We start from the raw sequence: 14,541 nt of genomic DNA, 5'->3' as shown, positions 1-14,541 counted from the left end.
CCTATCAATACCACGTAGACTTTCGTTTCATACTTTTAAATTGCTCTAACTACACTTAGCTACATTCCGCTATGTACTACTATCCCTCGAACATCAAACGATAATTCGTTGATTACTTCGCATTAATAAATACTACTACACTCCGATACACTCTGATATATTCCGCTGGTTATCAGTTTATATATCAATAGCGCGCTCGTGTAACATACACCACCTAATGTGTAGATATGGTATAAATAAAAGTAACACCTGAACGTCTAGAGCAAGTAGCCAAGACGGTAAAGAGCGTACGGTACACCTTAGAACAGATACATAACGATTTATATAATCAAACAGAACACATAGCTGCAAACTGGACAGGGGCAACTAGCCAACATTTCTATCAAATGTTTAACGAAGCAAATAGGAATAAATAAAGCAACTGGGAAAGCCTTTGAAAAAGAAGTACATAAGGACTTCTCAAAAGAGGTAGATACAGTAGTAGAACAAATAACTTTAAAGACTAATAAAACAGGGACAAAGACAAGACTTGATTTTCTAGGAGCGAATAAAGATTTAGAAGATATAAGAATAGTTGAAGCAAAAGGTTCGCCAACTGCTCCCCTTACTAAAAAACAAAAAATTGCGATTCCTGAAATTGAAGAATATGGCGCGACAGTTGTAGGTAAAGGGAAACCACCGTTTGTAGGCGGTACGGAAATACCTCCAACTAAAGTTGAAATTAGAAGAAAACAATTGATAAGAGGTGTACTTATGTCTTTATATGAATTAGAAAAAGTTGATTTTATGGGCTACAATAAAGAAGAAAAAATAGCCTATTTGGTCATTGCTGATGAATTAGACTGGACAGATGAGGAAAAACATATTGAATTACTACAAGAAAAAATCAATTTATATTTGGGCTTTATAGAAAGTGGCGAGGTTTACGAAAGGTATCCTGAATTAAAAGGGTATGGTTTTGTTATTAAGATATTCGGGAAATATCTTTTTACTGAATGGGGTAAAGAATTTTTAGAAAAGGTTGATGAGGTTCTCGTTGAAGCTGGATACGGTTTTCAATACGTGCATAAACCATTTGATGAGACTGAACAAACAGATAATATAATTGACTAGCAAAGAGCGTTTTTATGCGCTCTTTTTTATTTGCAAATACGTAACAAATATGTAGAACACGTATAGAGGTGCTACATCGTGTTAAAGGTCTGCTGCTACTTCCTAATATGGAAATTTTTATTAAACCCATAAGCCCTTCCCCTTTTAAATATTAATATAGAATATTTCACCACAGGAAAGTTACTAGACAAAAGAATATTTTTTATACTCTTAAAACTCTGGAAACTACCTCATCCTCAAGGGAAGTAATTTTAATCAATACTAGTAAATGCACAGATAACTGATAACGAGACGGAAACAATTCCTATTTTTCTTTTCCTAGATATATGTACACAAAGAAAAGAGCAACCTGTGTGGCTACTCCTCCTGAAATCACTCTTAATGGATAAAATTATCATGATGATTTTTTCTTATTGTATTAGTCTTATTTATTATTAAATTTACTAGACATCCGTTCGTAAAATTTATTAGTACCAAGTGCACATGCTCCTAAAATAAGAACACCTATAATAAAGCCAATCTTTTTAGGTAATTCATAAGGAGACATAATAGCGACTACAAGTAATATAGCAATTGCGACATATGTAATATATTTTCCAGCCTTAAATGGTTGCATATTAATATGCTCCTCTCTTAATCCTCAAATTTAATGGTATCACCTAGTCCATTATCATCTCTAACGTATAATCCCGTTCCTTATCCTAATTATTATTGGATTATCCCTATCCTTTTTCAAGCTTTATTATTGTTTAAATTTGTTATGTATTCGTCCTACCACTTTATTCGCCCCCAATGAAATAGCTCCTAAAATTAAAATAAAAATAATAAGAGCAATCTTTTTAGGTAGACTATATGGCAATAACATAGAAAATATAAGAAGTATCGCGACTGCAACGTATGTAATATATTTTCCCATTTTAATTGGATCCATTTCAACTTACCTCCTTTGTTTTTTCGACTTTAATAAATCCTCTAAGTCCAAATGCTTCTCCAAAGTAACCGTCTGTCTCAGCATCTAATTGCACTCTAGAGCCAGATGAACTAGTCCAACTTCTCCTTTTGCTATCAGATCATGGCCTCCTATAACTAGAGTGAAATCTAATATATGAAAAGATTTCATTCAACTTCTTACTTATTAATTGGAACTTCTATTGCAAGTTTGGCTGTCTACATATATCAAAATTACATTTATCTGCCGATTCAACCATTCTACCAATAATTATAAAGATTGTTTTATTACTCCTTATCCGTCTTCTCTAACCTTACAAATCTACACCTTTAAGTTTTACTACTGTTACCACTGGTAAAAGTTTCATATTTATTCTCTTTTATCTTTTGCTTTGCTAATAAAATTCAGCAAATAGGTAAATCCAATAGCTAATCCACCAAAAATAAGTATATAAAAGAAAGTGATAATACGATCTCCTAATGACTGCGGAAAAAATAATGAAAGTAAAGCAATAATAGGTACCATTATTAAATATATAGTTCTCATTTGCTTGAAAGGTCGCATTTATTTACTCCTTTTTCTATTGAATTTCTCCATAAGATTTACAACAACAGAGTTCCATACTAGAGAAACCCCAGTAAATATAAGAACAGCTAGCGAAATAACAATTTTATCTTTCCACGTTTCTCCATTTATCATAGCTAGTGTAATTAATAGTGCTGCTGAAGTACATATTACTATTTGTGTTAATTTACGCATCTTAATCCCATCCTCACTCTTCCTTCGTCAATTTAAACGAAAATCCTCCACCATAACCATAGGTGTTGCTGCCGATATTCCTGATTCTTCACCTGCACGGATTCTATAACCATATCCACCTAGTATATCTCCGCAAGTATCACCTGCTGAGCTTTCCGTCTATCCGTTATAGTTTTTGGCGTATGTACACACCCGAATTATCGCGGCTACGGATATGCTTCGCTCATATTACAAAAAATGATTCAAGACTTTACGAATGAAGGCAGCACACTTTGCTTATTTTATAACAATCCAGCAGCTGGACGAATTTATAAACGATTAGGGTTTAAGGATATTGGAATGTGGACGATGTATCGATAATTAAAAGCCGATTTAAAATCGGCTTTTTAACATATTGTGCTATTCCAGCCTGAAATACTTCCCTCACTTCAAAGTCATAATTACCTGCCTTTCAACAAACCCAAAATCTTCGTACATCTCTTTTGCAAAATTCCCAGCAAATACATTCAAACGAATTTCTGAATACTTATCCTTCAACTCCTTAATACCAGCTTCCATCAGTTCTCGCGATAATCCTCTTCCGCGATATTCCGGGAAAATGTACAGCTCATATATAAATCCAAGTTTTTCACGAGAAAAATAGTCTGCATTTTCCCCTATTAATATCCATCCCATTACTTTATTCGCTTCTTTAACGACTAAATAATATGCTCCCTTTTCCACTATTGGCTTTGTAATTTCAATCGCTTTGTCTGTACTTAACTGACAACTTCCTCTTGTCCCTTCAAAAAGTGATTGAGCTGCATACTGTAATATTTCGTTCGTTTCTTCTCGATTCGCCTTTTCTATCATTTTTCACAACTCCCCTCATTAATAGGCATTAATATCGCTTGTTCAAGGTCCTCCGACTCAATCACAATTGCCATCAAGCCCTTTTCCGTACTCGTCTCATGAAGCTCACCCTTCTCCCAATACACAGCTTGTCCAGCCTCCACCTTCACTTTTTCTTTATCTGCCCCGCATACATAACCTTCACCGCCCACAATAAGAAGCAGTTGAGATACAACTGCTTCATGATATCCGATGATTCCATTCTCTTGTAAATGCATGGCACCGATATGTATATTCCCTTGATGCTTTAATATTTTTGACATTATAAAGTTAGATTGAAATGCTGATATGTGCTTCCCTACTTTTTCACTGAAATCAAATATTTTCATTTCGCCCCTCCTTATATGTATAAAACCATTCTCACTGTTTGCAGCATATGCCCTTCGAAATCCTCTTCAAATTGTTCTAAAGCTGCAAAACCTTTCGCTTCATAAAAACGTTTTCCTTTTTCATTTGCTGCTTCTACATGTATGTACAGTTTACGAATCCCTTTTAATTCCGTAAGCCCTCTTTGTAATAAAGCACTTCCTATCCCTTTTCCTTGCTGCTCTGGTAACAAATAAATTGCGCCTAATTCTGCTTCATTTTGCAATCTAATGGGTGAAAAATTCGCAAAGCCAATTACTTCTCCCTCTTCTTCTGCAACAAATAAATGTGTATTTTCAAGGCGATATTTCATTTTTTCATCGGAATACGCTTCATTTAAAAAGTTGTCTTGAATCGCTCTCGGAATAATCCCTTCATATGTATCATGCCAAGCTATTTTCGCTACTGATTGTACAGCATGAATATCTTCTTGCTTCATTTCTCTAATTACATATGTCATCTTGATGTCTCCATTCTCTTTAAATTATATTCTGCTAATATACTAGAAGAAACGGCAGAACCATTTTCATAACTTACTTTAATTAATTTTAACTTCTCAATCGAAGTTGTTGTAAGATCAAACTTTTCATATATATACTCCATTACACTTATAAACTGATTTGAATTTAACTTATTAGCAATCGTGCAATGTGGAACCCATTTTCCTGGTACGTAATATGAATTTAGATTATCATGAAAAGTTTTGAAATAATTATGATAGGAATGATGAAGTCTTAACAATTCATCGGTAATGGTCGGCGCTAGAAAGATCGTTCCGTTAGTAGGAAAAGTTCCAACAGAAGGAAAAGTTACTGCAGCCATGTTCTCTTGAATAGCTACAAACTCTTTTAATTTTTCAATATATAAATTAACATCTAACTCATTATAATCTGCAATAGTAATATGGGGTTCTACTCCAGCTAGTTGATTTATTCCAATTAAATTTGCTAATTCATTTTGCAGTTCTGTAATTTTATTAGTAAACACACTATCAAATGTAGCAATAATTGCGTACATGCTTCCTCACCCCTTAGTTACACATAACAATTCCCATTCTTCACGAATCATTCCCATTCGAATAGAATCATAGTATATTCCGTTATAATATCGGCATTTTCGCATTCTACCTTCTAAGCTCATTCCTATCTTCTCCGCTACTTTCATCATTCGTTCATTGCCAGACCAAGTTGTAAGCCCCACCCTACCAATCTCCATATTTTCAAATAGTAAGTCCCTATATAATGTTAATGCTTCTGTACCGTAACCACCATTCCAGTATGTTGGATTATAAATAACAATTCCCATCTCCAACCAACGCGTTGGTTTATGCTCCCAATAAAATCCGACTGTCCCTATAATTTGACCGTTATTTTCTATAATTAAATTTGATAGAGGTTCTTCCTTTAAACGAGTTTGCATCTTCTCTTTATAAGACGGGTATTCTTGCATTGAAAACGGAAAATACGGCGCATCCCATTTTTTCCATTCTGGATTTTCTTCTTTAAATATGAGGCTCCATAATGTTTTTATATCTGATTCTTCAATTGTACGAATTGTAACTTTGTTCCCCTTTAATATAACGTTTTGCATAATTCCCTCCTACATCCCTCTTTATTTCATATATAATTATAATATTTTTTCTGAAAAATCAAAACAAATATCATTTATTATATTGTATAATTTTGTTATAAGATACCAATTATTCATGTAGAAAGCAGGTGATGCAGTGAATAATCGATTTAGCATCGGCCTTTTTATTACTATTATTACGACAAATATTATTCTCTACTTCTTCTTACCATCAAGCATTGTAACGAAATGGGACTTCAATGGAACTCCCACATCAACAATGGATAAAAGCACTTTTGTTATCGTAAATATAATTATATGTTCTTTTTTATTCTTTCTATTTTTAGCATTATCTAAAGCAATGAGTAATCAAAAATTTTTACTATGGACCGGTAATACAATTTTACTATTCTTATTTTTTGTTGATATTGTAATTGCCCTCATTGCTCTTGGCTTCTCACTTCCTCTTGATCATCTAATATTTTTAGCTTTAGGTTTATTATTTATATTAATAGGCTATTTCAGTTCCAAAATTGATACAACTAAATCAACAGTTTCATTGGAATGGAATCATAAACATCTTGAAAAAAGAGCTTCCAATATTTGTAGTGTTTCTATGATGATAGCAGGTATTTTTTTAGCGATTCTTCCGTTTATAGTTCCTGCTCCGTATAGAGGTTACGGAATACTAGCAATTATTTTAGGAATGACGCTTGTCATTATATCGAGTATGATTTATTTACTTATAAAAGACAGCAAGCAGTCTACTAATTAAAAAAGTTAATTGAAATACGAAATCGTAAAACGATGAATAAAAAATAGGAGGTTACATCCCTCCTATTTCAGTTAAATATTTTACTTTCACTCTTATTCATTTCAAGTATTATTCCTTTCTCTATCCAACCTTCTATCCCATCTTTCTTTATTAAGTCATAGCCCGCGCAGCTACCATCAATAAGTGAAACAATATCCCCTTTTCTAACACTTATTTGCGCACAAGAAATATCAGTTTTCACTGTATATTCACCTGACTCAAGTTGCTTAATGTATTCATTTTTCACAGTGAGTAACTTATTCGTTTTCTTTTGCCTGCATATTGTGTAATCTTGCATCTTCTCCACAGGCTCAATGTAATAATACGGATATGTAACCCCGCCCTGCATTGTTGAATCTGAATTAAAATCTGCAATTACTTCATACACTGGAAAATAGTCTACATATGTATAAGAAAACGTATCACCTGTAGTTGCCCTCTGAATGATAAATGCATTTAATTGCCCCGCCTCTTTAATCGCATTTCCGCCGTCAATTGCAATAATTTTTTTCTCCTTATCAATAACCGGATTGTTAGACGGTGCTTCTTCAGAATAGTTTACAACAGGCCAATGACCAACTACTACATACTTATTTGCTCTATGTGATTGATTAAAAAATTCGGGCATTGCTATCGCATTTTTGCGCTCCGTTTCTTTCCAATCTACTCTATCTTCAAGTCCAGCATGCACAAAAATATAATCTTCTGTTTCAATCGCTGTTGGCAACTCTGTTAGCCAATTTATTTCTTTTGAAAATTGACTCATTAACACTTCCTTCACTTCTCCAATAGAAGTATCTTCATGAATAGAAAAATGCAATTTCTCTAACCATTCATTAAAAATCGAATGCTTTCTCGTACATAAATAATTCATGAGACCAGGATTTTCATTAATAAGAGCATCAACTAAAACTTCACAATTCCCTTCAACAACATGCACATTTGAATTGCTCTTTACGAGATTCATGACATAGTTTACTACGCCGTTGCTATCTCTTCCTTTCTCACAAAGATCTCCATTAATAATTAAATAATCTTCATCTTTAAAGTTAACTTTATGTAGTAATTCTTTTAAAAGAGGTAATTCTCCATGAATATCAGATATTACGATTACTCTAACATCATTAGGGATTGATAGTTTCTTTATTTTTTCCAAGTATAAGCGCTCCTAACTTTTCTTTATCATTTATAGAAACAATTCAACAAAACAAATTATAAACCTTTCTAAATGAAATAGGTTCTATATATTATGTCATATAGAACCTATCCTTCTTTATAATTTTTTATGAAAAGAAAAACTCACCTTATCATACCCTTCTCTTTCATAAAAACGGTGGGCATCCAATCTAGGAAACGCTGATGTAAGATCGATAGACTCACACCCATTTTCCATTCCCCAGTCCTCTATATAAGAAAGTAAAACATTCCCATACCCTTTTGATCGATGCGCTTCTGCTGTGACAAGATCATATACGAAAACGTGCTTCTTATTATAAAAATTCGTACAAATCGCTACACCAGCGAGACTAACAACCTCATCCTCTTCGTTACGTAACGAAAGTAATTTATAATTTTCTTCTTTCATTTTTTGAAATAAAGAACTTGCTTCTTCTTTTGAAAGTTTCGTTCGTAATTGCTGTAAAACGGGTAATACATCGTGTAACTCAGCTTCTGTTACTATTTCACTAATATTCATTATGACTCTCCCCTAACTATTTATAAAATTTTCTAAATGTTATATCATCATTATAGGAAGCAACTGCCCCTTGCTTAAGTGACAGTTCGATTCTTTTTTATAAGGCCAGTATGTAAAGGAGAACTCATAAAATGGATTTTACCATCCCATTACAATTAAAAAGCAAAACACCAATTTACTTACAAATTTACAAATATATAAAACGAGAAATCTCTCAAGGAACGCTCCCTGCCGGCAAACGACTTCCCTCTCATAGAAATTTAGCATTACAACTTAATGTTAGCCGTATTACTGTTGAATCTGCTTATCAACAATTAATTGCTGAAGGATATGTAGAAAGTAAACCGAAACGAGGTATTTTTGTTGCCGAAGTTGATATTAATATCATGTCAAAAAGTGAACAAATTGAGGCATACAAAACTAACAATAATATAGAAGAACAATATGACTATGATTGTAGCCAAGGGCTTATTGATCAAAAAGCTTTTCCGATCACAAACTGGAAAAGGGCCTTACATGAAACCTTATTACAGTATGAAGATGACTTATTTGCTAAAGAAGACCCTCAAGGTGAATTCGTTCTTCGAGAGCATATTTCCAAATATTTATATCATGCCCGCGGGGTACATTCTTCACCTGATCAAATTATTATCGGAGCCGGTACGCAACCTCTTCTTTGGCTACTACTTCAACTGCTCGGCTCTAAAAAAGAATATGGTATCGAAAACCCTGGATTCCACCGTATAACTGCTATGATTCAAAGTTCTGACCTTCCTATTCACCCTATTCCTTTAGATGATAAAGGGATTCATATTTCAGCTTTACGTGAATCGGGTTCCAATGTAGCATACGTCACTCCATCTCACCAATTTCCACTTGGAATAATCATGCCGTTATCTAGAAGACTCGAATTATTAAGATGGGCCAATGATTGCAAAGGATATATTATTGAAGATGATTATGATGGAGAATTCCGCTATGTAGGAAAACCTATTCCCTCTTTACAAGGGCTGGATTCAAATAAACGTGTTATTTATATGGGGACTTTCTCGAAATCTTTTTTACCTTCTTTACGAATGGGATATATCGTTTTACCCCCTCATCTTTTAAAAATCTATCATGAACTCGGAGGTAAGTTTAAACAAACTGTTTCCACAATGCAGCAACTTGCTTTTGCAACCTTTATTCAAAATGGTGATTGGGAGCGTCATTTAAACCGTAGTCGTACGTTATATAAAAGAAAGCACACATTACTAGTTAAATCTGTCACAAATGAACTGGGATCTCGTGTTCAAATACTTGGCGAACAATCCGGCCTACATATCGTACTTCATGTTCATAATGGTATGAACGAACAAGAACTTATTCATGCTGCTGCAAAGCAACGAATCAAATTGTACCCACTCTCTACATATGATTCTGTACATAATTTAAGAAAGGCGTCATATGTACTACTCGGTTTCGGCAGCATTCCCGAAGATAGTATCGAAACTGTAGTCAAATTACTCAAAGAATCCTGGTTCCCTAATTAAAAATAACTCCACATAAGTTATACTTATGTGGAGTTATTTTACACACTATTTTTCTGATACGTCTCCTGATCGGGCTGTCCTTCCTGGACGCTTTACACCAGTTGTTTCTGTTGAATAAGAAGCTTCAATTATAGCACTTGGATCTACAGAGAGAACGAGATCTTTCATTTTTGGATAAATGAAACGGTTTGTAATACAATAAATGATTCTCTGATGCTCACCTAAAAAACCACCTTCTCCATGTAGATACGTAACAGACAGTTGTAATTCTTTCATAAGCAGTTCGCCAATTTCTTTATTTTTATTCGAAATAATCATTACGCTCTTTCCTTGATTAATACCGTCTAATATGAAATCTATCATTTTCGTAACAATATAGAAAATTGCTAATGAGAACATCGCTTGCTCAATTGAAAATAAAATAGCAACAAATACAAAAATAACTGCATTTACAGCAAGTAAAAATGTACTAATTGGTACTTTAAAATGCTTATTCATCCAAACAGCTAACATTTCTGATCCGTCAATTGCTCCGCCCATTTTTACAACGATCCCAACACCCACTCCAAATAGAACTCCTCCGTAAAGTACAATTAATAATTCCGAAGTTGTAATTGCTGGAAATGGTTTTAAATAAATCAATCCGAGTGTTGTAACAACATTTGCATAAGACGTACGGATAAAGAACTTCTTTCCCATTACTTTTGCAGTAAATAATAAAATAGGAATATTAAGTCCTAAAAACACTCCGTAAAGCGGTAATCCTGCAACCTTATTTGCCATAATAGCAATCGCAGTTACCCCTCCGTCCACTAGTCCATTAGGCGCTAAAATAAGCTCTAGTGAACCAGCTACAATAATAGATCCAATTGTTAATAATATGTATTCGAATACTTTTTTCATTCATTACCCCCAAAACATATATATTTTCTTAGTATTATTTTAACGTAGTTTTTCTGTAAATACAAAGAAATCGGCTTATATACACATATTTTTCACCTTTTTGGTAATTCTTATGTAGCATTGCTAGCTTTCATTCAGAAATAATTACAATCCTAAATCCCCCTCATACTTACATTATGTTATATAATTAGTTTATCGAATTTACAGAATAAAAGGAGAATTCGCATGTTACAACAACTATTCACTTCCCCCATCCTATCCGCCCAAGCACTACATCCAGGCTATGACGACCATGCAAGCGACGTGTTTCTCGTAAAAACAGAGACTGAAGAAGTCATCGTTCGCTCTTCAAAAATGACTGAGGAACCAAACGATGATTTTTGGTGGGGATGCCAAAATCTATTTGGAATTGATCCAAGAAATGTACATCATTTAGAAACGATACACACATTATTGAAAAAGCATACTACCTTACCCATCCCGACTATTTTACAAAAACATGTTTTAGATGGACGAGAGTATGTTATCGCCGAAAAACTAGCAGGAAGTACGCTGCAATCATTTATCGGACAACCTGATTCTATTTTATTCAGCCTTGGAAAAGGACTAGCAGAGATTCATTCATTTAAAGCTAATTTCATAGGAAACCCTTTTGGTACTTTCCAAGTGCCACTTGAAAAATTTAAGTCTCACATTTTAAAAGTAAGTAGCGACCTTGTGAATATGTTTTATTCCGATAACATGAGCATACATAACGCATTTCATACTTTTGAATCACAGCTCTCTTCCTTATCCATACCAAAGGAATCTACACTCGTTTTAATTGATATGGATCCTACTCAGTTTTTATCAGATGGTCAATCCATTACTGGTTTAGTAGATACAGAAGCTTATGCAATTGCTCCACGAGAGTTCGATTTTATCGGATTAGAATATGTACTTACAGAAAAAGAGGCACGTGCTTTTAAACAAGGTTATGAGACCATTATGCCCATTCCTCGTCTTGAAGAATGTAGACAACCCTATCGATATATATATCGCTTATTATCTGTTCAAGGGAGTGTGGAGTTAGAAAAGTGGTTACGTCATCCATCCTATTTTTAAAAACGATTGCGAGGGATTATGAAATGAATATTGAAAAAAAGAAATCTTTAACAGCAAACGAAATTCAGCAAATGAAAGATTTAGCTCATATTTGCGGACAACACGATCAAATTGATTATTCGTCAGATTTACATGTAAACTTTTTAACTGCTCGTAATAAAGATGAGATAAATGATTTTCTATTTTATAATAATACTCAATTAATTGGTGCATTAAGTATGTATGACTTTGAAAGACCGACTAAACTGGAGTTAATAGGATTTGTTCATCCAAACTATAGAAAACAACATATAGGCACTACCCTTTTACAAACTGCAATGAACGAAATACAAAAAAGAGAAACAGATGAAGCCCTTCTTATAATTAATGGTGACTCTATTTCAGGGAAATCATTTGCAGAACAAATGAACTTGCCTTATTTATATAGTGAGTACGGTATGGAGTTCAAAACAAACGAAACACAAAAAACACTGAAAAATAATATTAACCTTACCGTTGCACCTTCTGAATTACTTCCTGATCTTATAGAAATCGCTAGTAAAGCTTTTGGAGATTCAGTAGAAAATACGTCCACATGGCTACAAAAGATGATGACTTCATCTTCTCATCAAATTTACCGTGCTCTTATCGATGAAAAAGTGATAGGAACGATTACTGTTACTGAGCAAAAACACTCTACTACACTATCAGGATTTGCTGTGCATCCATCTTATCAAGGCAAAGGATATGGCAAAGAAATCCTCAGCTATATGGTGCATACCCTCATTACAAAAGGAGTTTCAACAATTGAATTAGAAGTTGAAACAAAAAATAAAAATGCTTTAAAACTTTATACACAATGTGGATTTGAGATTATGACGAAGTATGATTATTATGGATTGTTGGAAAATGAGGAGACTTATTATGGCTAATAAAATCATTTATTCGGACTATGATATCTTCGCATCTATTTATAATAAGCATTGGGGGCATTTTGCCGAACACTCCTATCCAGCCTATCATAAATTTATTTTACAATATGCCAGTTCCGACTCCCGCATATTAGATCTTTGCTGCGGAACCGGTCATCTTACTAAAATATTCATTGATAACAATTTCATTGTAACTGGTATAGACGGTTCAGCTCAAATGATTGCACATGCACGCAAAAATGCACCAGATGCAACATTCATCGTTGATGATGCGCGCCATTTCAAAGTAGATGAGCAGTTCCACTATGTCATCTCAGCCGGCGATAGCTTAAACCACATTATGAAATTAGATGAACTAAAAAATACTTTTCATAACGTTTACTCTGCGCTATATGATGGTGGCTCATTCGCATTTGATATGAATATGGAAAAAGGATTTCTTGAAAATTGGAGCGCTTCCTTTCATATTTCAGAACGCGAATATGTTTGTATAATCGATTCTACATATGATAGTGAAAATAAAAGAGCGGACATGAATTTTATATTATTTAAACGTGATACAAATAATATTTGGAAAAGAAGTGATTTTTCTTTTAAAGAAGCTTGTTACTCTAAAGAAGAAATAATTTCTTCTTTAAAATCTGTAGGATTTAACAATATACAATTACACGGTACAAATAGAACATTTTTCATTTGTCAAAAATAAAAAAACTGAATCATATCGATTCAGTTTTTTTGTATTATTTTTTTCTTAATATATTTACAACAGTAGTCGTTTCATTCTTTTCTTTATATACACGCGGAATTCTTCTATCTAACATACATGTAACTTCATAGTTAATAGTACCTAATATATCAGCTATTTCTTCTACTGCAATCTCTTCTTCACCTTGTTTGCCGTAGAATACAACTTCGTCTCCTACTTGTACTGGCATCGCTTTTGTAACATCTAGCATAAGCTGATCCATACAAACACGACCAATAACCGGCACTCGAACTCCATTAATTAACGCCTGCCCTTTATTAGATAACTGACGATTATAACCATCTGCATAGCCAATCGGTACAGTCGCAATCCATTCTCCACCCGTTGTTACATACGTATTCCCATAGCTAACACCACGATTTTTCTTTGCATGTTTAACATGAGCTACTTTTGATTTTAAAGACAACGCTGGCTGTAAGGAAGCAACTGTATGATCCACTTCTCTTGAAGGATACATACCGTAAATTCCAATACCGACACGAACCATATTTTGAAATGTGTTACTAAGTTCCATTGATCCTGCACTGTTTGAACTATGAATATATGGAAAATGAATTCCTAATGCTTCCGCTGTATGTACAGCTTTCTCAAACAAACTTGTTTGCATATTCGTATAAGTTTTATCTATTTCATCAGCGGTAGAGTAATGTGTAAACATTCCTACTACTTCTACATATCGCATACGTTTTAACTCTTCAAAAAATGGTTTAACTTCTTCTTCTTGTAAACCGATACGGCTCATTCCAGTATCAATTTTCACATGAATACGCACTTTCTTTTGAAGACGATTTGCAATTTCATTTATACCATGTAAATCTTCTACTCTATAAACAGTCATCATAACGTCATATTGAATTACATCTTCTGCAGCCACTACTGGTGTATAGCCTAAAATTAAAATCGGTACAGTGATTCCAGCTTCTCTTAATTCAATTGCTTCATCTACAAATGCAACAGCAAGTTGGTTTATTCCTGCTTCAATAGTAGCTTTCGCAACTTCAACTGCCCCATGGCCATACCCATTCGCTTTTACAGCAGCCATCATCGCAATATTTTCATCGTTTACATGTTTTTTAAATTCTTTTACATTATGTTTTACAGCATTTAAGTCAACTTCAACAATTGTATCTCTTCCATATTTCAAACTCATTGGTCTAACTCCTAACTC

General features: G+C 33.8%; 19 protein-coding genes and 2 pseudogenes. 8 read left to right on the top strand and 13 right to left on the bottom strand.

Annotation, left to right across the window (positions count from 1 at the left end):
• Positions 1-236: 236 nt before the first annotated feature.
• Positions 237-401: pseudogene (locus MR109_RS13015) on the top strand (WXG100 family type VII secretion target); the annotation flags it as partial.
• A 352-nt stretch (positions 402-753) separates the two neighbouring features.
• The gene (locus MR109_RS13010) at positions 754-1,113 is read left to right on the top strand and encodes a DUF6572 domain-containing protein (RefSeq protein WP_071720266.1); all 360 of its coding nucleotides are present in this window, start codon (positions 754-756) and stop codon (positions 1,111-1,113) included.
• 424 nt (positions 1,114-1,537) lie between these two features.
• Here the strand turns inward: MR109_RS13010 and MR109_RS13005 are convergent, their stop codons facing one another.
• The 4 genes from MR109_RS13005 to MR109_RS12990 form a co-directional block, all read right to left on the bottom strand.
• Positions 1,538-1,729 carry a hypothetical protein gene (locus tag MR109_RS13005; protein WP_002158117.1) on the bottom strand — a complete coding sequence of 64 codons (192 nt, stop codon included), beginning with the start codon at positions 1,727-1,729 and terminating at the stop codon, positions 1,538-1,540.
• A 126-nt stretch (positions 1,730-1,855) separates the two neighbouring features.
• The gene (locus MR109_RS13000; RefSeq protein WP_025149887.1) at positions 1,856-2,044 is read right to left on the bottom strand and encodes a hypothetical protein; all 189 of its coding nucleotides are present in this window, start codon (positions 2,042-2,044) and stop codon (positions 1,856-1,858) included.
• Between the two features lie 387 nt (positions 2,045-2,431).
• Complete coding sequence (locus MR109_RS12995) at positions 2,432-2,626, bottom strand: hypothetical protein (RefSeq protein ID WP_025149889.1); 195 nt, start codon at positions 2,624-2,626, stop codon at positions 2,432-2,434.
• Positions 2,627-2,821 carry a hypothetical protein gene (locus tag MR109_RS12990; protein ID WP_025149890.1) on the bottom strand — a complete coding sequence of 65 codons (195 nt, stop codon included), beginning with the start codon at positions 2,819-2,821 and terminating at the stop codon, positions 2,627-2,629.
• A gap of 159 nt (positions 2,822-2,980) precedes the next feature.
• Here MR109_RS12990 and MR109_RS12985 point away from each other — a divergent pair.
• Positions 2,981-3,181, top strand: a pseudogene (locus MR109_RS12985) (GNAT family N-acetyltransferase); the annotation flags it as partial.
• A 63-nt stretch (positions 3,182-3,244) separates the two neighbouring features.
• Here MR109_RS12985 and MR109_RS12980 read toward each other — a convergent pair.
• The 5 genes from MR109_RS12980 to MR109_RS12960 are packed head-to-tail and all read right to left on the bottom strand — an operon-like array spanning position 3,245 to position 5,668.
• A complete protein-coding gene (locus MR109_RS12980; RefSeq protein WP_178940160.1) occupies positions 3,245-3,673 on the bottom strand; it encodes a GNAT family N-acetyltransferase in 429 nt (142 codons plus the stop codon).
• Positions 3,670-4,041 (bottom strand): cupin domain-containing protein, encoded by a 372-nt coding sequence (locus MR109_RS12975; RefSeq protein WP_242272295.1) that lies wholly within the window; start codon positions 4,039-4,041, stop codon positions 3,670-3,672. The genes MR109_RS12980 and MR109_RS12975 overlap by 4 nt, the downstream gene beginning before the upstream one ends.
• A gap of 11 nt (positions 4,042-4,052) precedes the next feature.
• Positions 4,053-4,538 (bottom strand): GNAT family N-acetyltransferase, encoded by a 486-nt coding sequence (locus tag MR109_RS12970; protein WP_098474667.1) that lies wholly within the window; start codon positions 4,536-4,538, stop codon positions 4,053-4,055.
• On the bottom strand, positions 4,535-5,095 hold the full coding sequence (locus tag MR109_RS12965) for a 2'-5' RNA ligase family protein (protein WP_242272294.1): 561 nt from the start codon (positions 5,093-5,095) through the stop codon (positions 4,535-4,537). Before MR109_RS12965 ends, MR109_RS12970 begins: the two co-directional genes overlap by 4 nt.
• 6 nt (positions 5,096-5,101) lie before the next feature.
• A complete protein-coding gene (locus MR109_RS12960; RefSeq protein WP_178940162.1) occupies positions 5,102-5,668 on the bottom strand; it encodes a GNAT family N-acetyltransferase in 567 nt (188 codons plus the stop codon).
• A 136-nt stretch (positions 5,669-5,804) separates the two neighbouring features.
• On the opposite strand from MR109_RS12960, the gene MR109_RS12955 reads away from it, so the two are divergent.
• The gene (locus MR109_RS12955; protein WP_025149897.1) at positions 5,805-6,422 is read left to right on the top strand and encodes a DUF1648 domain-containing protein; all 618 of its coding nucleotides are present in this window, start codon (positions 5,805-5,807) and stop codon (positions 6,420-6,422) included.
• Between the two features lie 67 nt (positions 6,423-6,489).
• Here MR109_RS12955 and MR109_RS12950 read toward each other — a convergent pair whose 3' ends face one another.
• Both MR109_RS12950 and MR109_RS12945 read right to left on the bottom strand, forming a co-directional pair.
• Positions 6,490-7,617, bottom strand: a complete 1,128-nt coding sequence (locus MR109_RS12950; protein WP_178940164.1) for a metallophosphoesterase — start codon at positions 7,615-7,617, stop codon at positions 6,490-6,492.
• 117 nt (positions 7,618-7,734) lie between these two features.
• Complete coding sequence (locus MR109_RS12945; protein WP_098474672.1) at positions 7,735-8,157, bottom strand: GNAT family N-acetyltransferase; 423 nt, start codon at positions 8,155-8,157, stop codon at positions 7,735-7,737.
• A gap of 131 nt (positions 8,158-8,288) precedes the next feature.
• Between MR109_RS12945 and pdxR the strand changes: the two genes are divergently transcribed.
• Positions 8,289-9,689, top strand: coding sequence for a MocR-like pyridoxine biosynthesis transcription factor PdxR (gene pdxR / locus MR109_RS12940; RefSeq protein ID WP_242272293.1), 1,401 nt, complete (start codon positions 8,289-8,291; stop codon positions 9,687-9,689).
• A gap of 45 nt (positions 9,690-9,734) precedes the next feature.
• On the opposite strand, the gene MR109_RS12935 is transcribed toward pdxR, so the two are convergent.
• A complete protein-coding gene (locus MR109_RS12935; protein ID WP_242272292.1) occupies positions 9,735-10,592 on the bottom strand; it encodes a YitT family protein in 858 nt (285 codons plus the stop codon).
• 225 nt (positions 10,593-10,817) lie between these two features.
• Between MR109_RS12935 and MR109_RS12930 the strand changes: the two genes are divergently transcribed.
• Genes MR109_RS12930 through MR109_RS12920 form a run of 3 tightly spaced genes read left to right on the top strand, consistent with a single transcriptional unit; the run spans position 10,818 to position 13,313 of the window.
• Positions 10,818-11,696, top strand: coding sequence for a protein kinase family protein (locus tag MR109_RS12930; protein ID WP_242272291.1), 879 nt, complete (start codon positions 10,818-10,820; stop codon positions 11,694-11,696).
• A gap of 23 nt (positions 11,697-11,719) precedes the next feature.
• On the top strand, positions 11,720-12,607 hold the full coding sequence (locus MR109_RS12925; RefSeq protein ID WP_242272290.1) for a GNAT family N-acetyltransferase: 888 nt from the start codon (positions 11,720-11,722) through the stop codon (positions 12,605-12,607).
• Entirely contained in the window at positions 12,600-13,313 is a 714-nt protein-coding gene (locus MR109_RS12920) for a class I SAM-dependent methyltransferase (RefSeq protein ID WP_242272289.1), read from the top strand. Before MR109_RS12925 ends, MR109_RS12920 begins: the two co-directional genes overlap by 8 nt.
• A 34-nt stretch (positions 13,314-13,347) precedes the next feature.
• Here the strand turns inward: MR109_RS12920 and alr are convergent, their stop codons facing one another.
• Entirely contained in the window at positions 13,348-14,523 is a 1,176-nt protein-coding gene (gene alr, locus MR109_RS12915) for an alanine racemase (RefSeq protein ID WP_242272510.1), read from the bottom strand.
• Between the last annotated feature and the right edge of the window lie 18 nt (positions 14,524-14,541).

Source organism: Bacillus cereus group sp. BfR-BA-01310 (assembly GCF_022664325.1).
In the GTDB taxonomy this organism is placed as follows: domain Bacteria; phylum Bacillota; class Bacilli; order Bacillales; family Bacillaceae_G; genus Bacillus_A; species Bacillus_A paramycoides.
Note: the sequence above shows the minus strand (reverse complement) of the source record. Positions and strands in the feature narration are given on the sequence as shown.